This window comes from Leucobacter chironomi DSM 19883 (assembly GCF_000421845.1).
GTDB classification, from domain to species: domain Bacteria; phylum Actinomycetota; class Actinomycetes; order Actinomycetales; family Microbacteriaceae; genus Leucobacter; species Leucobacter chironomi.
The window spans coordinates 1-23,914 of record NZ_ATXU01000002.1 but is presented as its reverse complement, the minus strand read 5'-3'; the positions used below and the strand labels follow the sequence as shown (position 1 = coordinate 23,914).

Sequence of the window (23,914 nt, the reverse complement as noted above, 5' to 3'; positions counted from 1 at the left end):
GAGGCTGCAACCCTCTCAGCCTACTAGCGCTGGCGGCCGGATCGGGCCGTTCAGGGCTTGCGTACGCTGGAGGCGTAGACGTCGACGTACTGCTGACCGCTGAGACGCTGGATCTCGAGCATGATCTCGTCGGTGACGCTGCGCAGCACGAAGCGGTCGGCGCTCATCCCGGAGAAGCGGCTGAAGTCGAGAGGCTTGCCGATCACGGTGCCGATGCGGCGGATCTTCGGGAACTTCGCGCCGATCGGCATGGCCTTCTCGGTGTCGATCATCACGGCTGGCACGACGAGGGCGCCCGATTCGAGCACGAGGCGCGCCACGCCGGTGCGGCCGCGGTACAGGCGGGCGTCGGGGCTGCGCGTGCCCTCGGGGTAGATGCCGAGCACGTCACCGCGATCCAGCACCGCGAGACCCGTGTTGAGCGACGCCTCCGAGGCCTTCCCGCCCGAGCGGTCGATGGGGAGCTGCCCCACGCCGAGCATGAAGTTCTTCACCAGCCAGCCCTTCAGGCCCTTGCCCGTGAAGTAGTCGCTCTTGGCGAGGAAGTAGACCCGCCGCTCGATCATGAGCGGCATGAAGAACGAGTCGATGACCGAGAGGTGGTTTCCCACAATAATTACCGGCCCCGAAGCCGGAATATTCTCGGCTCCCTCTACCCACGGGCGGTACACCGTTTTCAGGAACGGCCCGATGATCAGGTTTTTAAAGATCCAATACAGCACAACCCGCAGCTTTCTCTCGACGTTGAACACAATAGCCGAGCCGGAGCCGCGCGGGGGTATGCATATAGGGTGAAACACGAGCAGATGCGGAACGCCCGCATCGCAGAGACCGATGCATGAGTATCAAGGGAGCTGCCGTGAATCTGTCCGAGACCCCCATCCTCATCCCGCCCGTTCAGGATGACAACATCACCGACCTGCTAGAGCAGCGGGTGCAGGCCACGCCCGACCGGCCCATCTTCGCCGTCCCCCAGGGGGAGGGCTGGCGCGACATCACCGCCGCCGAGTTCCGCGCCGAGGTGATCGCCCTCGCGAAGGGGTTCGTCGCGGCCGGCATCGAGCCCGGCGACCGCATCGCGTTCATGTGCAAGACGAGCTACGAGTGGTCGCTCGTCGACTTCGCGATCCACTACGCCGGTGCCGTCATGGTGCCGATCTACGAGACCTCCTCGCCGCTGCAGATCCACTGGATCCTCGAGGATTCGGGCGCGCGCGCGATGATCACCGCGACGACCGAACTCGCCGAGCGCTTCGAGGAGATCAGCTCCGAGGCACCGGGCGTCGACCTGCACTGGCGCTTCGACGAGGGCGCGCTCGAGACGCTGCCGCGCAGCGGCGCCTCCGTGGAAGACGCCGAGATCGAGCGCCGCCGCAACCTCGCGGTGGGCTCCGACATGGCCACCCTCATCTACACCTCCGGTTCGACGGGACGGCCGAAGGGCTGCGTGCTCACGCACGCGAACTTCGTCGACCTCTCGCGCAACTCCGCGGCGGCCCTCTCCGAGGTCGTGCAGCAGCCGGGCGCGTCGACGCTGCTCTTCGTGACCCTCGCGCACGTCTTCGCCCGCTTCATCTCGGTGCTCGCGGTGCACGCCGGCGTCCGCGTCGGCCACCAGGCCGACACCACGCAGCTGCTTCCGGCGCTCGGCTCGTTCCAGCCCACCTTCCTGCTCGCAGTGCCCCGCGTCTTCGAGAAGGTCTACAACTCCGCAGAGCAGAAGACCGAGGCCGAGGGCAAGGGCAAGATCTTCCGCGCGGCCGCGAAGGTGGCCGTCGAGCACTCGGAGGCGCTCGACGCCGGCAAGGTGCCCTTCATGCTCGGGCTCAAGTTCAAGCTGTTCGACAAGCTCGTCTACGGGAAGCTGCGCGAGCGCCTCGGCGGCCGCGTCAAGTACGCCATCTCGGGCTCGGCGCCGCTCAGCCACTACCTCGGCCACTTCTACCGCAGCCTCGGCGTGAAGATCCTCGAGGGCTACGGCCTCACCGAGACGACCGCGCCCGTCACCGTGAACCTTCCCGACAAGTTCAAGATCGGCACCGTCGGCCCGGCGCTCCCCGGCCACACCGTACGCATCGCCGAGGACGGCGAGGTCGAGGTCAAGGGCATCGACGTGTTCAAGGAGTACTGGAACAACCCCGAGGCGACTCGCGAGGTCTTCACCGCCGACGGATTCTTCCGCACCGGCGATCTCGGCTCGCTCGACAGCGACGGCTACCTGTCGATCACGGGCCGCAAGAAGGAGATCATCGTGACGGCCGGCGGCAAGAACGTCGCCCCGGCCGTGCTCGAGGATCCGATCCGCTCGAACACCATCATCGGCCAGGTCGTCGTGGTCGGCGATCAGAAGCCGTTCATCTCGGCGCTCATCACGCTCGACCCCGAGATGCTGCCGGCCTGGCTGAACAACAACGGCGAGGATCCGAACATGACGCTGGAAGAGGCGGCCCGGCACCCGAAGGTGCTCGCCGAGGTGCAGAGCGCCATCGACCGCGGCAACCAGCACGTCTCGCGGGCCGAGTCGATCCGCAAGTTCGTGATCCTGCCCACCGAGTTCATCGAGGCCAATGGGCATCTCACCCCGAAGATGAGCATCAAGCGCGACAACATCCTGCGCGACTTCGCCGGCGAGATCGCGAAGCTCTACGGCGACAACCCGCAGACCGAGGCGCTCACCACGCAGCGCTGACCGGGCGGCAACGCGTTCGCCCCGCCCCCGCACCCGAGTTCACGGGCGGGGGCGGGGCGAACGCGTTTCAGGCGGATCCGCGCCGTTCCCGCTGCGGGGACGGCGCGCGGCGCCTCAGAACCAGGCCGAGGTGCGGATCTGCCGCATCGCCTCGCCGCGCGCCTCGCGGTCGAGCCTGTTGATGTAGAGCTTGCCGTCGAGGTGATCGCACTCGTGCTGCAGCGCCTGCGCGAGCAGACCCTCGCCCGAGATCACGACCTCCGCACCGTCGAGGTCGATCCCCCGCACCGTGGCGCGCGGGTAGCGCATCACCTCGAACCAGAGATCGGGCACCGAGAGGCAGCCCTCGCCCGTGGGCACCGGCTCACCCTCGAGCGCCACGATCTCGGGGTTGAGCACGTAGCTGACCTCGCCGTCGATGTGCAGACTGAAGGCGCGCTGCGTGTGGCCGATCTGGGTGGCCGCGAGGCCGGCCCGGCCGTCCATCTCGACGGTCTCGCAGAGGTCGGCGACGAGCTGCCGCACCCCGTCGTCGATCTCAGTGATCGGATCGCAGACGGTGCGCAGCACAGGGTCGCCAAACAGTCGGATCTCTCGAATCGCCATAGTGATCCAGCTTAGCCGAGGCCGCCGCCCCGGCGGCCAGCGGCGGCCAGCAGGGGTCGAACCGCGCCGAGCCGCGCCGAAGCCTGTCCGGCTCAGCCGATGACGGCGATGAGATCGCCGGCTTCGAGCGCGCGGGTGCCCGTGAAGACGACCCGCTCGACCGTGCCCGCGACGGGGGCGGTGATCGCCGCCTCCATCTTCATCGCTTCGATGGTGGCCACCGGCTGACCGGCCTCGACGCTCTCGCCCGGTGTGACCTTGACGGTGACGGTGCCGGAGAAGGGCGCCGCGACGTGGCCGGGCGCGGTGCGGTCGGCCTTCTCCGCCACCGGCGCGTCGACCGCGACGCTCTCGTCCTTGACGAAGACCTGCCGCAGCTGACCGTTGACGCGCACCATGACCGTGCGCACGCCCCGGTCGTCGGCCTCGCCGATGGCTTCGAGCCCCACGTAGAGGCGCACGCCCCTGGCGAGGTCGATCGCGCGCTCCTCGCCGGCTTCGAGCCCGTAGAGGTAGTCGGGGGTGTCGAGCACCGAGAGGTCGCCGAACTGCTCGCGCGCGGCCTCGTACTGGCTCGTCGGGGCGGGGAAGAGCAGCCGGTTGAGGGCGGCCCGGCGCTCGGTGCTGGTGCCGGCGAGCAGGGCTTCGTCCTCGCCGCTGATAGGAGCGACCCCGATGTCGATGCGGCGCCCCGCGAGCACCTTCGATCGGAAGGGTTCGGGCCAGCCGCCGGGGATCTCCCCCAGCTCGCCGGCGAGGAAGCCCACCACCGAATCGGGCACATCGTAGCTCGCGGGGTTCTGCTCGAAGTCGGCGGGATCGGCGTCGACCGCCGCGAGATGCAGGGCGAGGTCGCCGACGACCTTCGACGAGGGGGTCACCTTGGGGATGCGACCGAGGATGCGATCGGCCGCCGCATACATGTCTTCGATCTTCTCGAAGTTCTCGGCGAGGCCGAGGGCGATGGCCTGCTGCCGCAGGTTGGAGAGCTGCCCGCCGGGGATCTCGTGGGTGTAGACGCGTCCCGTGGGCGAGGGCAGGCCCGATTCGAAGGGCTTGTAGAGGCTGCGCACCGCATCCCAGTAGGGTTCGAGCCCGTAGACGGCGTCTGCGTCGAGCCCGGTGTCGCGCTCGGTGTTCGCGAGCGCTGCGACGAGCGCGGAGAGCGATGGCTGGCTGGTGGTGCCCGACATCGGCGCCGACGCCGCGTCGACCGCGTCGACGCCCGCGTCGGAGGCCGCCAGCAGCGTGGCGAGCTGCCCGCCGGGGGTGTCGTGCGTGTGCAGGTGCACGGGCAGCTCGAAGCGCTCGCGCAGCGCCCGCACGAGCTTCGCCGCGGCGGCGGGCCGCAGCAGGCCGGCCATGTCCTTGATCGCGAGCACGTGCGCGCCCGCCCCGACGATCTCGTCGGCGAGGCGGAGGTAGTAGTCGAGGGTGTACTTGTCCTCGGCGGGGTCGAGCAGGTTGCCGGTGTAGGCCATGGCGACCTCGGCGACGGCGGTGCCGGTCTCGCGCACCGCGTCGATCGCGACCCGCATCTGGTTCACGTCGTTGAGGGCGTCGAAGATGCGGAACACGTCGACGCCGGTGGCGGCGGCCTCGCGCACGAACGCCTGGGCGACCTGCTTCGGATAGGGCGTGTAGCCCACGGTGTTCTGGCCGCGCAGCAGCATCTGGATGGGCACGTTCGGCAGCGTCTCGCGCAGCGCCGCGAGCCGCTCCCAGGGGTCCTCGCCCAGGAAGCGCAGCGCCACGTCGTAGGTGGCGCCGCCCCACGCCTCGACCGACCACAGCTCCGGCGTGAGCCGCGCGACGTAGGGGGCGATCCGCACGAGATCGCGCGTGCGCACGCGCGTGGCGAGCAGCGACTGATGTGCGTCGCGGAAGGTGGTCTCGGTCACCGCGAGCGCGGTCTGCTCGCGCAGGCTCTTCGCGTAGCCCTCGGGACCGAGTTCGAGGAGGCGCTGCCGGTATCCCGCCGGCGCCGGCTGTCCCAGGTCTGCGGCGGGCAGCTTCGCGGCCGGGTCGAAAGCCCCGGGGCGCGGCCCGTGGGGCTGGTTGACCGTGACGTTGGCGACGTGCTGCAGCAGACGCGTGGCACGATCCTTCGGCTTGTTCATCTCGAGCAGCTCGGGCCGCTCCTCGATGAAGGAGGTCGCGATGTCGCCGGCCTGGAAGGCGGGGTCCGCCAGCACGGCCTGGAGGAAGGGGATGTTGGTCGCGACGCCGCGGATGCGGAACTCGGCGAGTGCGCGGCGGGCGCGCACCACGGCGTCGTCGAAGGTGCGGCCGCGGCAGGTGAGCTTCGCGAGCATGGAGTCGAAGTGGGGGCTGATCTGCGCGCCCGCGTTGATCGTGCCGCCGTCGAGGCGCACGCCGCCGCCGCCCGGCGAGCGGTAGGCGGTGATGCGGCCGAGGTCGGGGCGGAAGCCGTTGGCGGGATCCTCGGTGGTGATGCGGCACTGCAGCGCGGCACCGCGCAGCTGGATGTCCTCCTGGCGCAGTTCGAGCTGTTCGAGCGTCTCCCCCGCGGCGATGCGCATCTGCGCGCGCACGAGATCGACATCGGTGACCTCCTCGGTCACGGTGTGCTCGACCTGGATGCGGGGGTTCATCTCGATGAACACGTGTTTGCCCGCGCGCTCCCCCTCGGTGTCGAGCAGGAACTCGACAGTGCCGGCGTTCTCGTAGCCGATCGACTTCGCGAAGGCGATCGCGTCGCGCGTCAGCTGGTCGCGGATGGCGGGATCGAGGTTCGGCGCGGGGGCGATCTCGACGACCTTCTGGTGGCGGCGCTGCACGGAGCAGTCGCGCTCGAAGAGGTGCACGGTCGCACCGGTCTTGTCGGCCAGCACCTGCACTTCGATGTGGCGGGGGCGCAGCACGGCCTGCTCGATGAACATGGTCGGATCGCCGAAGGCCGACTCGGCTTCGCGCATGGCGGCTTCGAGGGCGTCGCGCAGGTCTTCCTCGCGCTCGACCCGGCGCATGCCCCGGCCCCCGCCGCCGGCGACGGCCTTCGCGAAGACCGGGAAGCCGATCTCGCGCGCTCCGGCGATCAGGGCGTCGACGTCGGTCGAGGGCGGGGTCGACTCGAGCACGGGCACGCCGGCCGCGATCGCGTGCTCCTTCGCGGCGACTTTGTTGCCCGCCATCTCCAGCGCCTGGCGCCCCGGGCCGATGAAGCGGATCCCGGCGGCCTCGGCCGCCGCGGCGAGCTCAGGGTTCTCGGAGAGGAAGCCGTAGCCGGGGTAGATCGCGTCGGCGCCGGATTCCACCGCGACGCGCACGATCTCGGCGACGTCGAGGTACGCGCGCACCGGGTGCCCGACCTCGCCGATCAGGTACGCCTCGTCGGCTTTGAGCCGGTGCAGCGAGTTGCGGTCCTCGTAGGGGAAGACGGCGACGGTGGAGGCGCCGAGCTCGTGCGCGGCGCGGAAGGCGCGGATCGCGATCTCGCCTCGGTTGGCAACCAGAACTTTTGTGAACATGCGGAAGTACTCCTCTGTATCAAGCGTCGCCGGCTGCCCAGGCCGAAAAGTCGTTCGATATCAAGATACACGCTCCGCTCCGCGAGGCCCGGCCGAGGGTGCATTCGGGGGTGAAAACCAAGTCTTGCGCGTTCGCCTCCCGCATACTCTGGAGGATCACAGTGCGGTATCGACTAAACTTGCCACGTGCATGTTTTGAGTGTGAGTTCCCTCAAGGGCGGCGTCGGCAAGACGACCGTGACGCTCGGCCTGGCCTCGGCCGCCTTCTCGCGGGGCCTGCGCACGCTCGTCGTCGACTTCGATCCGCAGTCCGATGTCTCGACGGGCCTCGCGGTCAACCCCGACGGTTATGCGACGGTCGCCGACATCCTCGAGAGCCCCAAAGAGAAGACCGTGCGCTCGGCCATCGCCAGCAGCGGTTGGAACGAGTATCACGAGGGGGGTTCGATCGACCTGCTCGTGGGCAGCCCTTCGGCGATCAACTTCGACGGCCCGCACCCATCCACCCGCGACATCTGGAAGCTCGAGGAGGCGCTGGCCGTCGTCGAGTCTGAGTACGATCTCGTGCTCATCGACTGCGCTCCGTCGCTCAACGCGCTCACGCGCACCGCGTGGGCGGCGAGCGATCGGGTGCTTGTGGTGGCCGAGCCGAGCCTCTTCGCCGTCGCCGCGACCGATCGCGCGCTCCGCGCGATCGAGGAGATCCGCCGCGGCGTGAGCCCGCGTCTGCAGCCGCTCGGCATCCTCATCAACCGCACGCAGCCGCAGTCGATGGAGCATCAGTTCCGCATCCGCGAGCTGCGCGAGATGTTCGGCCCGCTCGTGCTCAACCCCCAGCTGCCGGAGCGCCCCTCGCTGCAGCAGGCGCAGGGCGCGGCGAAGCCGGTGCACATGTGGCCGGGCGAGGCGTCGCAGGAGATGGCCGGCAACTTCGATCTGGTGCTCGACCGGGTGCTCCGCTCGGCGGGGATGGATGCGACGCGCGAGGCGAAGTCGCGGCCGAGTCGCACCGCCACCGTCGTGGAGGACTGAACCCCGCTCCTGATCACACACGGAAGAAGCCCGGCTCGCAGGAGCCGGGCTTCTTCCGTATCCGGGGGCCGCCCCGCGCGGTTCAGGAGATCTTCTTGCGCTCCTGGCGGCGCGCGGCGAGCTCGTCGACGGCGGCCTCGGCCTGTTCGCGGTGCTCGTCCATGTCGACGAGCGAGGTCTCGACTTCGCGCAGCACCTTGCCGACGGCGATACCGAAGACGCCCTGGCCGCGGCTGACGAGGTCGATGACCTCGTCGTTCGAGGTGCAGAGATAGACGCTGGCGCCGTCGCTCATGAGCGTGGTGCGGGAGAGGTCGTGCACGCCGGCCTCGTGGAGCTGGGCGACGGCGGTGCGGATCTGCTGCAGCGAGATGCCGGTGTCGAGCAAGCGCTTCACGAGCTTGAGCACGAGGATGTCGCGGAATCCGTAGAGGCGCTGCGAGCCGGAGCCCTGCGCGCTGCGGACGGTGGGCTCGACGAGGCCGGTGCGCGCCCAGTAGTCGAGCTGACGGTAGGTGATGCCCGCGGCGCGTGCGGCGGTGGCGCCCTTGAACCCGCCCTCCTGGTTGGGCTTCGGCAGCCCGTCGTCGAAGAGCAGCTCGGGGTCGATCGTGAGGGGCTCTGCTCCGCTGATGGGCGCGTTCTCGGCACTCTCGGGGGCGTCGGCCGGCGACGGAGAAGCCGTCTCGCCAGACGGCTGCTGAGTGTTCTCCATCGTCTTCCTTTCTTCACGGATCGCACGGCGCGGGGCGCCGAACTCCCCTAACGGTACCCAGATGCCCGGCACCGTGCAACGACCGTCGATGGTCAATTTCGGAGTGTCGACCTCGAGTAGAAGTTGAAGGTTGAAATCACGCCGATCTGCGGTGGATCAGACGCCGCCGAAACGCCGACGCAACACGCCGGAGCGCACCGTGTCGAGGTGGCCGGCCAGTTCGAGCGAATCCTCGGTACCGAGCGGAGTGCCGCTCTTCACCCCCCGCGTCGAGACCGCGCGCGCGATGAGCTCCGCTTCGCGCTCCGCCGAGACCCGCAGCGAACGCAGATGCCGCGGCGTGATGCCGCGCTCCGCCAGCTTCAGCAGCGCCGCCAGCTGCGCCACGGCATCGTGCGGGAACACCTCGGCCGCTGGCAGCAGGCCAGCCGCGATCGCCTCGCCGAGGAAGCGGGCGCTCGCACCCGTGGCGCGGCGCAGCTCCTCGCTGCTGAGCACCCGCTGCGGCGCGAGGATCATCGAGGCGCTGCGCTGCGAGGCCCCGGGGATGATCGGGTCACGGCCTGCATCGATCTCATCGAGCACCTCGGCGATCACCTTCAGCGGAAGGTAGTGATCGCGCTGCAGCGTGAGGATCAGCCGCAGCCGCTCGATGTGGCGCTGCGAGAACTTGCGGTACCCCGACTTCGTGCGCTCGGGGGTGATGAGCCCCTGCTCCTCCAGGAAGCGCAGCTTCGACGGAGTGAGATCGGAGAAGTCGTCCTGCAGGCGCGCGAGCACCTGCCCGATGCTGAGAAGGCTTGCTGCCTGCGATGGGGCGGACGCAGCGGCCGCCATGTCAGGCGACCTCGCCGAGGTCGAAGCGCGAGGCGAAGAAGGTGAAGCGGAACTTGCCCACCTGCACCTCGGCGCCGTCTTCGAGCGGCACCTCGCCGTCGATGCGGGAGCCGTCGCAGAAGGTGCCGTTGAGCGAACCGAGGTCGACCACCGAGAAGCTCGTGCCCTGTCGGCGGAACTCCGCGTGCCGGCGCGAAACGGTCACATCGTCGAGGAAGATGTCGACGGCGGGGTGACGGCCCGCGACGGTGACGTCCTGATCGAGCAGGAAGCGCGCGCCGAGATCCGGGCCCCGGCGGACGACGAGCAGCGCCGCCCCCGAGGGCAGCGCCTCCACGGCCTCGCGCTCGTCGATCGTGAGATCGGTCGCGCGGGCGTGGATCATCGCCCCCAGGTCTTCGCGGAACTGCTGGGTGGAGCGCGCCTCGGTGTGGTCGGCGCGACGGGCATGATTCTCAGTGGTCATGTCTCACCCATTTCATCTCGTTGCCGCAAGCGGTCGTTCAGCTCTATCCCTCTACGCTATCGCAGCCCCGGGCACCCGCGCATCCCGCCGGCGCCATTCACTCGTGCGAGTCGAGAAACTCGTAGACCTCATTGGTGTCGACGCCCGGGAAGGTGCCGACCGGGAGCGCGGCGAGCAGGCTCGTCGGGGTCGCGGCCTCCGGCCAGGCGGCGGCCTCCCACTTGCGGGTCAGCTCGCTCGACGCCCGGCGGCAGCAGCGGTCGTCCGGGCAGAAGGACTGCGAACGGTGCGGTGTCTCGCGCCCCCGGAACCACTTCACATCCTCGAAGCGCACGCCCACGCTCACCGAGTAGAGACCTTCTTTCGCCTTCTCCACCCGCGAGGTGCACCAGTAGGTGCCGCCCGCCGCCATGTCGGTGTACTGGTACCAGGGGTTGAAGCGGTCGGGCTGCCCGAAGATGGTGCGCGCCGTCCAGTTGCGGCACACCGTCGCCCCCTCCAGGTTGCCGAGCGCGTCGGAGGGGAATCTCACCCCGTCGTTCTCGTAGGCCTTGATGAGCGTGCCGGACTCGTGCGCCTTCATGAAGTGCACCTGCAGCCCGAGCCGCTCGGTCGCGAGGTTCGTGAAGCGGTGCGCCGCCATCTCGTAGGAGACGCCGAAGGCGTCGCGCAGATCCTCCATCGAGATCTGCCGTTGCCGCTTCGCCTCCGCGAGCAGCTCGACCGCGGACTCCTCGGGCAGCAGCACCGCGCCCGCGAGATAGTTCGCCTCGACCCGCTGGCGCAGGAAGTCGCCGTAGCTGCGCGGCTCCTCGTGGCCGCACACCAGGCTCGCGAGCGCGCGCAGGATGGGGGCGCGGGCGTCGCGCGAGGGCAGGTTGCTGCTCAGGTAGATGCGCCCGTTGCGGCGATCGATCACCGAGCGCGTCGAGTGCGGCATGTCCGAGACGTAGTGCAGGCTGAACCCCAGCCGCTCCGCCACCGTCGAGATGGCCTGCTGCGAGACGGGGCCTCCCCCGTAGCCGACGCTGTCGAGCAGCTGCGAGGCGGCCCGTTCGAGATCCGGGAAGTAGTTGCCGGCCACGCGCATCTCGGCGCGCAGCTCGGTGTTCGCGCGGCGCGCCTCCTCGGGCGTCGCGGCGCGCTCGCGGTTGAGCCGTTCGACCTCCTGGTGCAGGCCGAGGATCGCGCGCAGCGTCTCATCGCTCGTCGCCTTCGAGACGCGGATCGGCTGCAGCCCGAGCGACTGGAAGACCGAGCCCCGTTGCGCGCGCTCCACCGAGATCTCGAGGGCGGCCCGCTCGCTCGGGGCCTCGTCGACCAGCAGCTCATCGACCGTCGACCCGAGCTCGGCGGCGATCGCGCGCAGCAGCGGCAGGCGCGGCTCGCGCTTGCCGTTCTCGATCGCGGAGAGCTGCGACGGCGCACGGTCGACGGCAGCCGCGAGCTGTTCGAGGGTGAGCCCCAGGCGCGTGCGGCGCTCGCGGATGCGGCGCCCGAGGGTGAGGGCGTCGCCGCCCTCCTCGGCCTCCGCCGGGGCGGCGGAGCCGCGGGTGTCCTCGGGACTGCGGAGCAGGCGGGAGCTGCGGTGCGAATCAGCACGCTGTGAATCAGCACGGTCGAGAAGCGTCATGTCCCCATGGTGCCAGACCAGCATTTTTTCAACAAGCAGAAGAATCGCGAATATTCACCCCCCTGAGGGGCGGATCGGCCCGCGATCCGCCCCTCAGGATGGAACTACACCGCAATCCGTTTCACGGACCACACCTAAGGACACGATCATGATCACCACGCAGGCGGCCCCGCAGCAGCAGACCGCCACCTCCACCGCCGGCCCGCGCATCGAGGTCACCGGCCGCCCGTTCGACCGCAGCGACGAGATCCTCACCGCCGAGGCCCTGCAGTTCCTCACCGAGCTGCACCACCGCTTCGCAAGCACCCGTCACGAGCGCCTCGCAGACCGGCAGCGCCGCCGCTACGAGATCGGCAACGGCCGCGACCCGAAGTTCCGCGACGACACCCGCTCGATCCGCGAGGACACGAGCTGGCGCGTCGCCGGCCCCGGCCCCGGCCTGGAGGACCGCCGCGTCGAGATCACCGGCCCCACCGACCCGAAGATGACCATCAATGCGATGAACTCGGGCGCCCGCGTCTGGCTCGCCGACCAGGAGGACGCCACCAGCCCCACCTGGAAGAACGTCATCGGCGGCCAGCTGTCGCTCTTCGACGCGATCCGCGAGCAGCTCGAGTACACGAGCCCCGAGGGCAAGGAGTACCGCGTCACCGCCGAGCGCACTCCCACCATCGTGATGCGCCCCCGCGGCTGGCACCTCGTCGAGAAGCACATGCGCTTCGTCGACGCGCAAGGCCAGTCGGGCGCCGCCTCCGGCAGCCTCGTCGACTTCGGCCTCTACGCCTTCCACAACGCTCGCGAGCTCGTCGCACGCGGCCGCGGCCCCTACTTCTACATCGCCAAGCTCGAGTCGAGCGAGGAGGCGAAGCTCTGGGACGACATCTTCGCCTACACCGAGCAGGTGCTCGGCCTCGACCACGGCACGATCCGCGCGACCGTGCTCATCGAGACCCTGCCCGCCGCCTTCGAGATGGAGGAGATCCTCTACGTGATGCGGGACCACATCGCGGGCCTCAACGCCGGCCGCTGGGACTACATCTTCTCGATCATCAAGAACTACCGCGGCCGCGGCGCCCGGTTCGTGCTCCCGGACCGCAGCGAGGTCACCATGACCGTGCCCTTCATGCGGGCCTACACCGAACTGCTCGTGAAGACCTGCCACAAGCGCGGCGCTCACGCCATCGGCGGCATGAGCGCGTTCATCCCGAACCGCCGCGACCCCGAGGTCACCCGCCGCGCCGAGGAGAAGGTGCGCGCCGACAAGCAGCGCGAGGCCACCGACGGCTTCGACGGCACCTGGGTCGCGCACCCCGACCTCATCCCCGTCGCCCGGGCCGAGTTCGACGCGGTGCTCGGCGACCGGCCCAACCAGGTCGACCGCCAGCGCGACGACGTCGAGGTGACCGCCGCGCAGCTGCTCGACGTGCACATCGGCCGCGACATCACCGAGGCGGGAGTGCGCGAGAACGTCTCGATCGGCATCCGCTACATCGAGGCCTGGCTGCGCGGGCTCGGGGCCGTCGCCATCGACAACCTCATGGAGGACGCCGCCACCGCCGAGATCAGCCGCTCGCAGATCTGGCAGTGGATCCACCAGGATCAGTCGACCGCCGAGGGCACCCGCATCACCCGCGACTGGGTCGCCGAGCTCGTGCGCGAGGCCGTCGCCGGTTTCACCCGATTCGAGGGCGACCGCTACGACGACGCGGCCGAGCTGTTCGCCGACGTGGCGCTCGGCGACGACTTCCCCACCTTCCTGACGGTGCCGGCCTACAGCCGCTACCTCGTGGACGCGTAACTCGGATAGCGGTGCAGGAGACCCGGGCCAGACGGCCCGGGTCTCCTCGTGTATCCGGGCATCGCCGCGCGGAAGCCCGCTCCTCGGAACACTCTCGGGCAGTGCCGATCGGCGAAGCCGCTCGAGCAGTGCGCCGGACGGCCCGCTCGGTGCGTCTAGCGGCCCGAGCCTTCCTCCCGCTGCGCGGCCTGCTCGATCGCGGGGCCGAGCTCGTCGATCACCAGGGTGGCGTCGTCGAGCTGGCCCGTGCGGTAGGCGGCGCGACCCACCATGTGGGCGGCGACGGGCGCCGTGAGCGACTGGAACACGAAGACCGGGATCAGCGCCAGCAGCGTCGCGAAGGAGCGCTGGTCGAGTGCGATCGCCGCGATGACGAGCAGCAGGCCGAAGATCTGCGGCTTCGTCGCCGCGTGCAGCCGACTGAGCGCATCGGGGAAGCGCAGCAGGCCGATGCCGGCGGCGACCGAGAGCACCGCCGCGAGCAGCACGCACACCACCGCCGCGAGATCCATGAGCTGCTCGACGAGTTCGAGGTCAAACATGGCCGGCTCCCTTCCGCGACTCGGGCGGCCGCGGCGACTCGGCGCGGCGCTTCACATAGCGCGCCACCACGATGGTCGCAAATGTCGCGGTCGCGGCGATGACGGTCATCAGCGGGATCGTGTCGGTGTGCCCGCGCACCACCATATCGGTGCCGACTGCCAGCATCAGGGTGGTGAGCAGGACGTCGGAGGCAACCATGCGGTCGAGGATCGTGGGACCGCGCACGATGCGCACGATCGCGGCGAGTGCGGTGAATGTGAGCCCGGCCCCCGCGAGGAGGGTGAGCATCTGCATGGCGGCGCTCATCGCAGCTCCCTCATCTCTTCCCGCGATCCGACGGTCATCACGAGCAGCCGTTCGATGCGTCGGGCTTCGCGGCGCATCGCGGTGATCTCCTTCTGCGTGGGCGTGTTCAGCACGTGCAGGTAGAGGATCGAGCGGAAGCGATCCACCTCAGCCACGAGCGAGCCGGGGATCAGCGAGGTCGTGAGCCCCACCATCGTGAGGATGAAGTCGGATCGGGTGCGCAGGCGCACCGCGATGACCGAGCACGGAGGCGGCGGCCCCGGCCGCACCGCGAGCCACGCCACCTGCCACGATGCGAGCGCGAGGTGCCAGAGGAAGTAGCCGAGGTAGAGCAGCGCGTACCAGGGGTTGAAACGCCCCGCGAGCTCGACGGGCGGCAGGTAGAAGACGCGCATCACCACGACGGCGACGACGATGCCGCTCACCACCGACAGCAGCGAGATCTCGTGCCACAGCATCGTCCACAACAGCACGAGCCCCACCAGCAGGGGCAGTTCGTGCAGGCGCACGCCCCACTCCGCGCGCCGTGCCGCGCGCGGAGTCGAGAACCCGGTGTCGCTCATCGCCCGTCCTCCCCCGGCCTGGTGTCGCCGCTGCCGCCGCCGAGGCCGCCCGGGTTGCCGCCGAGCACGAGCTCCACCATCTCGCTGGGCGCCGCCATGTCGCGTCCCGCCCGGTCGGCGTAGGCGTAGAGCGGACCCGCGAAGATGGTGAGGGCGATGCTCACGGCCACCATGCCGGCGGTCGCCGCGAACATGAGGCGCGGGATCTCCTTCTGCTCCTGGTTCGGGGTCGCGTCCGGCGCGTCCTGCAGCCGCTCCAGCAGCGCCTCCTCGCGCTCGCGCAGCACGAGCGCTTCGGTGGTCGGCGACTTCAGGCTGCGGGCCTCCGCTTCGGCCCGCTTCTTCGGCCGCCAGAAGGCGAGCACCCAGGCCCTGGCCAGCGCGTAGAGGGTGAGCAGCGACACGAGCGCGCCGATGCCCATCAGCCAGTACGCTTCGGGCGTCGCGAGCTCGGCGGCGACCGTGAAGAGGCCGAGCTTGCCGATGAATCCGGAGAAGGGCGGGATACCGCCGAGGTTGAGCATCGGGATGAAGAACAGCACGGCGATCACGGGGGCCGCGCGCAGCAGGCCGCCGAGCCCGGCGAGCGAGGTCGTGCCGCCCTGGCGCTCGATCAGCCCCACGGCGAGGAACAGCGTGGTCTGCACGATGATGTGGTGGGCGATGTAGTAGATCGTCGCCGCGAAGCCCGCGGCGTTCGCCATGCCGATGCCGAAGATCATGTAGCCGATGTGGCTGATGAGCGTGAACGACAGCAGTCGCTTGATGTCGAGCTGCGATACGGCGCCGAGGATTCCGACGATCAGGGTGAGTCCCGCCACGACCATGAGCAGCGTGTCGACGCTCGATTGGGGGAAGAGCAGGGTCTGGCTGCGGATGATCGCGTAGACGCCGACCTTCGTGAGCAGGCCGGCGAACACCGCGGTCACCGGCGCCGGGGCCGTCGGGTAGGAGTCGGGCAGCCAGAACGAGAGCGGGAACACGGCGGCCTTGATCCCGAATGCGATGAGCAGCGCGAGGTTGAGCAGCAGTTGCATCTCGCTCGGCAGTTCGGCGATGCGCACGGTCAGCTGCGCCATGTTGACCGTGCCCGTCGCGCCGTAGATCAGTCCGATCGTGGCGAGGAACAGCACCGACGACACGAGCGACACGATCACATAGGTGACGCCCGCTCGGATGCGCTGCGCCGTGCCGCCGAGGGTGATGAGCACGTAGCTCGAGACGAGCAGGATCTCGAAGCCGACGTAGAGGTTGAAGAGGTCGCCGGCGATGAACGCGTTGAACACGCCCGCCCCCAGCACGAGGTAGGTGGGGTAGTAGATCGAGACCGGCGTCTCCTCGTCGCCGTCGGCGAGGCCCTGGCCGATCGAGAACACGAACACACCGAGCAGCACCACTGACGACACGACGAGCATGAGTGCCGAGACGCGGTCGACCACGAGCGCGATGCCGAATGGCGCGGCCCAGCCGCCCACCTCCATCACGAGGGTCCCGTGCGCATCGACGAGCCACATCAGCGTGCCGCTCAGCGCGAGCACGGCCGTCAGCGAGAGCAGGGTGATGCCCTGCTGCAGCTTGCGATGACCGGGCACGGCGAGCGCGAAGGCCGCGCTGGCGAGGGGCACGAGCACGACGAGGGGAACGAGGACTGTCATCGCTGCTCCTCCCCGTCTCGTGCGGCGGCGCGGGGGCCGCGCGGCCCCGTTGCGTCGTGTGCGTGCCGTTCGCCCGGTTCGTCGCGGGCGCCGGGGGCCTGATCCCTCGGATCAAGAACCGGATCGGGATCCGGACCCTCATCCGGCGAGTCGTCGTCATCATCATCCGAGAACTCGGGGGTCTCCGCGAGATCTTCGTCGGTGACCTCGTCCGTCGTGAGCGCTTCGGTGGTCGCGAGCTCGAGGTCGGCCTCGTCGTCCTGCACCCGGTCGTCCATGTCCTGGGCGAGGCGCCAGGAGCGGTAGATGAGGGCGAGCAGGAAGGCGCTCACCCCGAAGGTGATCACGATCGCCGTGAGGATGAAGGCCTGCGGCAGCGGATCGCTCATCTCCTCCGCCGGGCCGCCGCCGATGGGAGCGGCGCCGAAGGAGCCCGACATCAGGAAGATGAGCAGGTTCGTCGCGTTGCCGACGAGCAGGAAGCCGAGCAGCAGCCGGGTGAGGGTGCGGTCGAGCATGAGGTACACGCCGCAGGCGTAGAGCACGACCATCGCGGCGACGAGTACGAGCGGCATGGTCATCGGTGGCTCACCTCCTCTTCCTCGAATGCTGCGGTCTCGGCTTCCTCGTGCTCGTCGATCTCAGCGCCCAGGCTGCGCAGCACATCGAGGATCAGGCCGAATACCACCAGGTAGACCCCGATGTCGAAGAGCGTCGACGTCACGAGCGGCAGCACCCCGAAGGGGCCGAGGTCGACGTCGATCCACGCCGATGCTAGCGCGGACTGGCCGAAGAACATCGGCAGCAGCGCCATCGACACGGCGAGTGCGAGGCCGGTGCCGAGGATGCGGCCCGCGTCGAGCGGCACGGTGGCGCCGAGCTCGTAGCGGCCGCCGGCGAGGTAGCGGGCGACGAGCGCGAGGCCCGCCACCAGCCCGCCTGCGAAGCCGCCGCCGGGGGTGTTGTGCCCCGTGAGCAGCAGGTAGATCGACAGGATGATGAGCCCGTGGAACAGGAGCCGCACCACCACCTCGAGCAGGATCGAGCGGTGCGCGGGGTCGAGATGCCGACCCGCGAGCAGCCAGGCGACCCGCCGCGCCGGGTGATCCGGATCCGCGACGTGCATGAGGTGGGCGCGCGCCTCCGAGCGAGCCGCCCGGCGCGTCAGCTTGGGACGGAGGTCGGCTCGGGTGCGCAGGAAGACGAGCGAGGCGACGCCGGTCGCGGCGGCGAGGATCACGGAAAGCTCTCCCATCGTGTCCCAGCCGCGGATGTCGACGAGCATCACGTTCACCGCGTTGTAGCCGTGACCACCGGCGGCCGCGAGCTCGGGGATCTGCAGCGAGATCGGATCGTCGATGCGCGATCCGAGCGCCACGACCGCGACCGCGCCGAGCACGAGGCCCACGGAGACACCGATCGCGACGCGCGCCCAGCGCACCCGTCGGCTCGCAGCCGACCCCATGCGCTGCGGCAGGCGACGGATCACGAGCACGAAGGCGATGAGGGTGACGGTCTCGACGAGCGCCTGCGTGAGCGCGAGATCGGGGGCGCCGTGCATGGCGAAGATCGCGGCCATGCCGTAGCCAGTGACGCCGACGAGCACGACCGACTGGAAGCGGGTGCGGGCTCGCAGCGAGAAGATCGCGGCGACGCTCATGATGATGGCGATCGGCAGCTGCACGGGCGAGCTCATCAGCTCGAACTCGGCGGGCCACTCCCCCGTGACGAGCAACGTGCCGCCGAGGGCTCCGACGAGCACGATGAGGATCACTGCGAGGTAGAACGGCAGCGAGCCGCGCTGGGTGAGGGCGGTGAGCCGCACGGCGAGCGTGTCGAGCCAGTGCGTCACGACCCAGTACGCGTGCGACGCGGAGAAGCGCTCGGGCAGCGCAGGGATGACCGGCGTGGTGCGGGAGAGCAGCGCCGCGAGGCCGGCGCCGAGCAGCAGCACCGCGGCGGAGACCGCGAGCGGCAGGGTGAAACCGTGCCAGAGGGCGAGGTGCTCGGGCGCCTCACCCGTGTGCGGCACCATCGCCTGCAGCAGCGGATCGATGGGCGACGCGAGCAGACCACCGGCGAGCGCCAGCAGCGCGAACGTCGCGGGGGCGACGAAGAGCACGCCGGCGGGTCGGTGCACGATCGAGCACTCGCTGGTGCCCGCTTTGTCGGCGAAGGCTCCCCACAGGAAACGACCCATGTAGGCGACGGTGAGCACGCTGCCCACGACGGCGACGCCGAAGGCGAACAGCGCGAGCGGCTCCGTCTCGCCGATGCTGAGCAGCTCGGTGAACGCGGACTCTTTGGCGACGAATCCGATGAAGGGCGGCGCGCCCGCCATCGAGGCCGCTGCGACGACGGTGATCACCGTGAGGATGGGCATGCGGCGGCCCAGCCCGCAGAGCTTGCGCAGGTCGCGGGTGCCGGTGGAGTGGTCGATGATGCCCACCGCGAGGAACAGGGGCGCCTTGGCGACGGCGTGGGCGAACAGCAAGGCGAAGCCCGCGTAGGAGGCGCGCGGATCGCCGACGCCGAACACCATCACCAGCAGGCCGAGCTGGCTGACCGTGCCGTGCGCGACGATCAGCTTGATGTCGAACTGCTTGAGCGCGCGGATGCCTCCGTTGATCATGGTGATCGCACCGAGGATCACGAGGGTCTCCCGGTAGCCGGGCACATCACTGAAGCCCGGTCCGATCCGGGCGATGAGGTAGATGCCGGCCTTCACCATCGCCGCGGCGTGCAGGTAGGCGCTGACCGGGGTGGGCGCGGCCATGGCGCCGGGCAACCAGAAGTGGAACGGGAAGATCGCCGACTTCGACAGTGCTCCGGCGAGCAGCAGGTACACAGCGGTCGTGGCAACCGGCCCCTGGGGCGGATCGGCGACGATCTCGGAGAGCAGGGAGGTGCCCGCCTGCTGGGCGAGCAGCACGAAGCCGACGAGCATCGCGAGCCCGCCCAGCGTAGTGACCATGAGCGCTTGCAACGACGCAGAATTCGCGGTGCGGAGACGGGTCGCGTGACCGATGAGCAGGAAGGAGAACACCGTGGTGCCCTCCCAGAAGATGAAGAGGAGGTAGATGTCGTCGGCCAGCACGAGACCGAGCATCGAGGTCGCGAAGCCCATGAACACGGCGGCGAAGCGGGCGAGGCCCTGTTCACCGTCCTCGAAGTAGCTCGCGCAGTAGAGCAGTACGAGCGCACCCGCGCCGGTGACGAGCAGCGCGAAGAGCGCGGAGACCGCGTCGAGCCGCAGCGTCACGCTCAGGTCGAGCTGCGGCACCCACTGGATCGTCTCGACGATGGCCCCGCCCGAGAACACGGGCTGGGCGAGCCACAGCAGCGCGACGAAGACACCGGCGACCAGCAGGGAGAGGACGATGAAGGTGCGGCGCCCGAAGCGGCGGACGAGCGGGTGTGCGATGAGGGCGCTGAGAGCGAGGAGGAGCAGTGTGCTCGTCATCGCTCCCATAGGCGGCCCGCTTCCATCGTTTTCGGTCGTCTCGTTCCACCATTCTATCGGAAGCGCGGTGTGCGCTCCTGGAAGGAAGGGATCCCGGGCGGGGCGGATCGATGCCTCTGCCGCAGTGCCCGTACGGGTGCACAAATGAGAAAAGCCCTGATGATCTCGCCGTCTCTGGCGAGTTCATCAGGGCTCTCCTGTAAAGGGTGTCCGGCGGTGTCCTACTCTCCCACGAGGTCCCCCTCGCAGTACCATCGGCGCTGTCAGTCTTAGCTTCCGGGTTCGGAATGTGACCGGGCGTTTCCCTGACGCTATGGCCGCCGTAACTCTATCAACATGTCGACACAAACCATCCCGCAAGGGGGTGGGTTGTGGGCCGTCTGTTGGGAACCACAAAGTGGACGCGATACATCGTTACGTTAATTGCTTACTTCCACCCACACCAACCCAGGGGGTGGTGTTGTGGGGTGTTATCAAGTCGTCGGCTTATTAGTACCAGTCAGCTCCACACGTTGCCGTGCTTCCACATCTGGCCTATCAACCCAGTCATCTACTGGGAGCCTCTCGAACCGAAGTTCATGGAGATCTCATCTTGAGGCCGGCTTCCCGCTTAGATGCTTTCAGCGGTTATCCATCCCGAACGTAGCCAACCAGCCATGCCCTTGGCAGAACAACTGGCACACCAGAGGTCCGTCCAACCCGGTCCTCTCGTACTAGGGTCAGATCCTCTCAAATCTCCAACGCGCGCAGAGGATAGGGACCGAACTGTCTCACGACGTTCTAAACCCAGCTCGCGTACCGCTTTAATGGGCGAACAGCCCAACCCTTGGGACCAACTCCAGCCCCAGGATGCGACGAGCCGACATCGAGGTGCCAAACCATGCCGTCGATATGGACTCTTGGGCAAGATCAGCCTGTTATCCCCGAGGTACCTTTTATCCGTTGAGCGACAGCGCTTCCACAAGCCACTGCCGGATCACTAGTCCCGACTTTCGTCCCTGCTCGACCTGTCAGTCTCACAGTCAAGCTCCCTTGTGCACTTACACTCGCCACCTGATTGCCAACCAGGTTGAGGGAACCTTTGGGCGCCTCCGTTACTTTTTGGGAGGCAACCGCCCCAGTTAAACTACCCACCAGGCACTGTCCCAGAACCCGATCAGGGTCCGTAGTTAGATATCCAATATGACCAGAGTGGTATTTCAACAACGACTCCACGATAACTAGCGTCACCGCTTCACAGTCTCCCACCTATCCTACACAAGCCACACCGAACACCAATACCAAGCTGTAGTAAAGGTCACGGGGTCTTTCCGTCCTTCTGCGCGTAACGAGCATCTTTACTCGTACTGCAATTTCGCCGAGTTCACGGTGGAGACAGCTGGGAAGTCGTTACGCCATTCGTGCAGGTCGGAACTTACCCGACAAGGAATTTCGCTACCTTAGGATGGTTATAGTTACCACCGCCGTTTACTGGGGCTTAAATTCAAAGCTTCGGGCGAACCCTAACCTCTCCTCTTAACCTTCCAGCACCGGGCAGGCGTCAGTCCGTATACGTCCACTTGCGTGTTGGCACGGACCTGTGTTTTTAGTAAACAGTCGCTTCCCACTGGTCTCTGCGGCCACCACACCCTTTCCCAAGCAAGTTGGTATAAGTGGATGGCCCCCCTTCTCCCGAAGTTACGGGGGCATTTTGCCGAGTTCCTTCACCATGATTATCTCGATCTCCTGAGTATTCTCTACCTGACCACCTGAGTCGGTTTGGGGTACGGGCAACAGCAAACCTCGCGTCGATGCTTTTCTTGGCAGCATAGGATCACCAGCTTCCCCATACGGGTCCGCATCACGTCTCACCCAAAGAACCGATCTCTTAAACCGATTCGGGCTACACGCTTACACCGGGACAACCATCGCCCGGCACTGGCTACCTTCCTGCGTCACACCTCACGCTCACCACCCCAGTTCGGGTTCACAGCCGCCACCCCGACATCACCCGAAGGATCCATCAAGGCTTTGGTTTGTTTAGCACTACTGGTTAGGTCTTTGACGGTTTACCGCCGGTACGGGAATATCAACCCGTTGTCCATCGACTACGCCTGTCGGCCTCGCCTTAGGTCCCGACTTACCCAGGGAAGATTAGCTTGACCCTGGAACCCTTGGTCTTCCGGAGGACGGGTTTCTCACCCGTCTTTCGCTACTCATGCCTGCATTCTCACTCGTGTGGCATCCACGACTGGATCACTCCGCCGCTTCACTCGCCACACGACGCTCTCCTACCCATCCAACGAACTGAACCACGAAGGCTTGTCTATACGCTGAATGCCGCAACTTCGGTGGTGTGCTTGAGCCCCGTTACATTGTCGGCGCGGAATCACTTGACCAGTGAGCTATTACGCACTCTTTCAAGGGTGGCTGCTTCTAAGCCAACCTCCTGGTTGTCACAGCAACTCCACATCCTTTTCCACTTAGCACACGCTTTGGGACCTTAGTTGGCGATCTGGGTTGTTTCCCTCTCGACTATGAAGCTTATCCCCCACAGTCTCACTGCTGCGCTCTCACTTACCGGCATTCGGAGTTTAGCTGACGTCAGTAACCTTGTAGGGCCCATCGGCCATCCAGTAGCTCTACCTCCGGCAAGAAACACGCAACGCTGCACCTAAATGCATTTCGGAGAGAACCAGCTATCACGAAGTTTGATTGGCCTTTCACCCCTATCCACAGCTCATCCCCTCAGTTTTCAACCTAAGTGGGTTCGGCCCTCCACGCGCTCTTACACGCGCTTCAGCCTGGCCATGGATAGATCACTTCGCTTCGGGTCTAGGACACGCGACTGAATCGCCCTATTCAGACTCGCTTTCGCTACGGCTACCCCACACGGGTTAACCTCGCCACATATCGCTAACTCGCAGGCTCATTCTTCAAAAGGCACGCCGTCACACCTACAAGGGTGCTCCGACGGATTGTAAGCAAACGGTTTCAGGTACTTTTTCACTCCCCTCCCGGGGTACTTTTCACCTTTCCCTCACGGTACTAGTCCGCTATCGGTCATCTGGGAGTATTTAGGCTTATCAGGTGGTCCTGACAGATTCACACGGGATTTCTCGGGCCCCGTGCTACTTGGGATACACACCACGCAGTGCCACCATTTCGGATACGGGGCTCTCACCCACTCCGGCCCGCCGTTCCAAGCGGTTCTCCTATAGCTACACATTCACGTCCGAGACTCAGCAGCGTCTCGAGGTATGTCCCGCAACCCCGATCGTGCAACCCCTGCCAGGTATCACACACGACCGGTTTAGCCTCATCCGGGTTCGCTCGCCACTACTACCGGAATCACATGTTGTTTTCTCTTCCTGTGGGTACTGAGATGTTTCACTTCCCCACGTTCCCTCTACCCGCCCTATATATTCAGGCGGGAGTCACCAGGTACGCACGCGCCCTGGCGGGGTTTCCCCATTCGGAAATCCTCGAATCACAGCCCGTTTATCGGCTCCCCGAGGCTTATCGCAGATTACTACGTCCTTCTTCGGCTCCAGATGCCAAGGCATCCACCGTTTGCTCTTAGAAACTTGAAATCACATAAGCATTTATCGAAACACACACCCACCACAAACCCGAAAGCCCATGGCCGGTGTGCGACCAATGAAATTAAAGTATCAACCAACCCCAACCCACAACCCGCCCCACAAAGGAAACAGAATCATGATTTGACGTTGGCTAGATGCTCGCGTCCACTGTGTAGTTCTCAACGTACGGCCGATCCCACCATCATGGACAACACGTTCCATGACCGCGGGCCAGAAGAAACCCAGTCCACCCACCCCCAAAAGGAGGCGAATCGGCTGGTCTTCCAGGACCCAATAGTATGCACCTGCCGCAACCCCGCTCACACACCCCCACGTTCCAACATCATCTCCACGAAGAAGACCATGCGTACTAGCGCAGGCGAGCAAACAAGCTTGCTTGTTATATGTTCCACCCATGAGCGACTCGCAACGAACGTTTGTCGTTGGTCGAGTCATTCTGCGACAGCAGTGCTGTCGAGTGCTCCTTAGAAAGGAGGTGATCCAGCCGCACCTTCCGGTACGGCTACCTTGTTACGACTTAGTCCTAATCACCA

16 protein-coding genes and 3 rRNA genes are annotated in these 23,914 nt (G+C 67.1%); 3 read left to right on the top strand and 16 right to left on the bottom strand.

What is annotated here, in order from left to right; genetic code table 11:
- Nucleotides 1-50: 50 nt before the first annotated feature.
- The gene (locus H629_RS0101960; RefSeq protein WP_024355679.1) at nt 51-722 is read right to left on the bottom strand and encodes a lysophospholipid acyltransferase family protein; all 672 of its coding nucleotides are present in this window, start codon (nt 720-722) and stop codon (nt 51-53) included.
- Nucleotides 723-838: 116 nt separating this feature from the next.
- On the opposite strand from H629_RS0101960, the gene H629_RS0101955 reads away from it, so the two are divergent.
- Nucleotides 839-2,689 (top strand): AMP-dependent synthetase/ligase, encoded by a 1,851-nt coding sequence (locus tag H629_RS0101955; RefSeq protein ID WP_051137776.1) that lies wholly within the window; start codon nt 839-841, stop codon nt 2,687-2,689.
- 114 nt (nt 2,690-2,803) lie between these two features.
- On the opposite strand, the gene def is transcribed toward H629_RS0101955, so the two are convergent.
- On the bottom strand, nt 2,804-3,295 hold the full coding sequence (def, locus tag H629_RS0101950) for a peptide deformylase (RefSeq protein WP_024355677.1): 492 nt from the start codon (nt 3,293-3,295) through the stop codon (nt 2,804-2,806).
- A gap of 92 nt (nt 3,296-3,387) precedes the next feature.
- A complete protein-coding gene (locus H629_RS0101945) occupies nt 3,388-6,786 on the bottom strand; it encodes a pyruvate carboxylase (RefSeq protein WP_024355676.1) in 3,399 nt (1,132 codons plus the stop codon).
- Nucleotides 6,787-6,972: 186 nt separating this feature from the next.
- On the opposite strand from H629_RS0101945, the gene H629_RS0101940 reads away from it, so the two are divergent.
- Entirely contained in the window at nt 6,973-7,818 is an 846-nt protein-coding gene (locus H629_RS0101940; RefSeq protein WP_024355675.1) for a ParA family protein, read from the top strand.
- Between the two features lie 82 nt (nt 7,819-7,900).
- On the opposite strand, the gene H629_RS0101935 is transcribed toward H629_RS0101940, so the two are convergent.
- From H629_RS0101935 to H629_RS0101920, 4 genes are all read right to left on the bottom strand, one after another.
- Nucleotides 7,901-8,533 (bottom strand): MerR family transcriptional regulator, encoded by a 633-nt coding sequence (locus H629_RS0101935; RefSeq protein WP_024355674.1) that lies wholly within the window; start codon nt 8,531-8,533, stop codon nt 7,901-7,903.
- Nucleotides 8,534-8,689: 156 nt separating this feature from the next.
- On the bottom strand, nt 8,690-9,370 hold the full coding sequence (ftsR, locus tag H629_RS0101930; RefSeq protein ID WP_024355673.1) for a transcriptional regulator FtsR: 681 nt from the start codon (nt 9,368-9,370) through the stop codon (nt 8,690-8,692).
- A 1-nt stretch (nt 9,371) separates the two neighbouring features.
- Nucleotides 9,372-9,836, bottom strand: a complete 465-nt coding sequence (locus H629_RS0101925; RefSeq protein ID WP_024355672.1) for an FHA domain-containing protein — start codon at nt 9,834-9,836, stop codon at nt 9,372-9,374.
- A gap of 97 nt (nt 9,837-9,933) precedes the next feature.
- Nucleotides 9,934-11,469, bottom strand: coding sequence for a helix-turn-helix domain-containing protein (locus H629_RS0101920; RefSeq protein WP_024355671.1), 1,536 nt, complete (start codon nt 11,467-11,469; stop codon nt 9,934-9,936).
- Between the two features lie 148 nt (nt 11,470-11,617).
- On the opposite strand from H629_RS0101920, the gene aceB reads away from it, so the two are divergent.
- Entirely contained in the window at nt 11,618-13,267 is a 1,650-nt protein-coding gene (gene aceB, locus H629_RS0101915; protein WP_024355670.1) for a malate synthase A, read from the top strand.
- Between the two features lie 155 nt (nt 13,268-13,422).
- On the opposite strand, the gene mnhG is transcribed toward aceB, so the two are convergent.
- The 9 genes from mnhG to H629_RS0101870 all read right to left on the bottom strand — a co-directional run.
- A complete protein-coding gene (gene mnhG, locus H629_RS0101910) occupies nt 13,423-13,809 on the bottom strand; it encodes a monovalent cation/H(+) antiporter subunit G (protein WP_024355669.1) in 387 nt (128 codons plus the stop codon).
- A complete protein-coding gene (locus H629_RS0101905; protein WP_024355668.1) occupies nt 13,802-14,116 on the bottom strand; it encodes an MrpF/PhaF family protein in 315 nt (104 codons plus the stop codon). The genes mnhG and H629_RS0101905 overlap by 8 nt, the downstream gene beginning before the upstream one ends.
- Entirely contained in the window at nt 14,113-14,679 is a 567-nt protein-coding gene (locus H629_RS0101900) for a Na+/H+ antiporter subunit E (RefSeq protein WP_024355667.1), read from the bottom strand. The genes H629_RS0101905 and H629_RS0101900 overlap by 4 nt, the downstream gene beginning before the upstream one ends.
- Nucleotides 14,676-16,334: a Na+/H+ antiporter subunit D gene (locus H629_RS0101895; protein ID WP_024355666.1), complete on the bottom strand. Its 1,659-nt coding sequence runs from the start codon at nt 16,332-16,334 to the stop codon at nt 14,676-14,678. The genes H629_RS0101900 and H629_RS0101895 overlap by 4 nt, the downstream gene beginning before the upstream one ends.
- The gene (locus H629_RS0101890) at nt 16,331-16,915 is read right to left on the bottom strand and encodes a Na(+)/H(+) antiporter subunit C (RefSeq protein WP_024355665.1); all 585 of its coding nucleotides are present in this window, start codon (nt 16,913-16,915) and stop codon (nt 16,331-16,333) included. The genes H629_RS0101895 and H629_RS0101890 overlap by 4 nt, the downstream gene beginning before the upstream one ends.
- Complete coding sequence (locus tag H629_RS0101885) at nt 16,912-19,806, bottom strand: Na+/H+ antiporter subunit A (RefSeq protein ID WP_029746459.1); 2,895 nt, start codon at nt 19,804-19,806, stop codon at nt 16,912-16,914. The genes H629_RS0101890 and H629_RS0101885 overlap by 4 nt, the downstream gene beginning before the upstream one ends.
- Nucleotides 19,807-20,005: 199 nt before the next feature.
- Nucleotides 20,006-20,122: ribosomal RNA gene (rrf, locus tag H629_RS0101880) — 5S ribosomal RNA — on the bottom strand.
- A gap of 144 nt (nt 20,123-20,266) precedes the next feature.
- A 23S ribosomal RNA gene (locus H629_RS0101875) occupies nt 20,267-23,369 on the bottom strand.
- Between the two features lie 480 nt (nt 23,370-23,849).
- A 16S ribosomal RNA gene (locus H629_RS0101870) occupies nt 23,850-23,914 on the bottom strand; the annotation flags it as partial.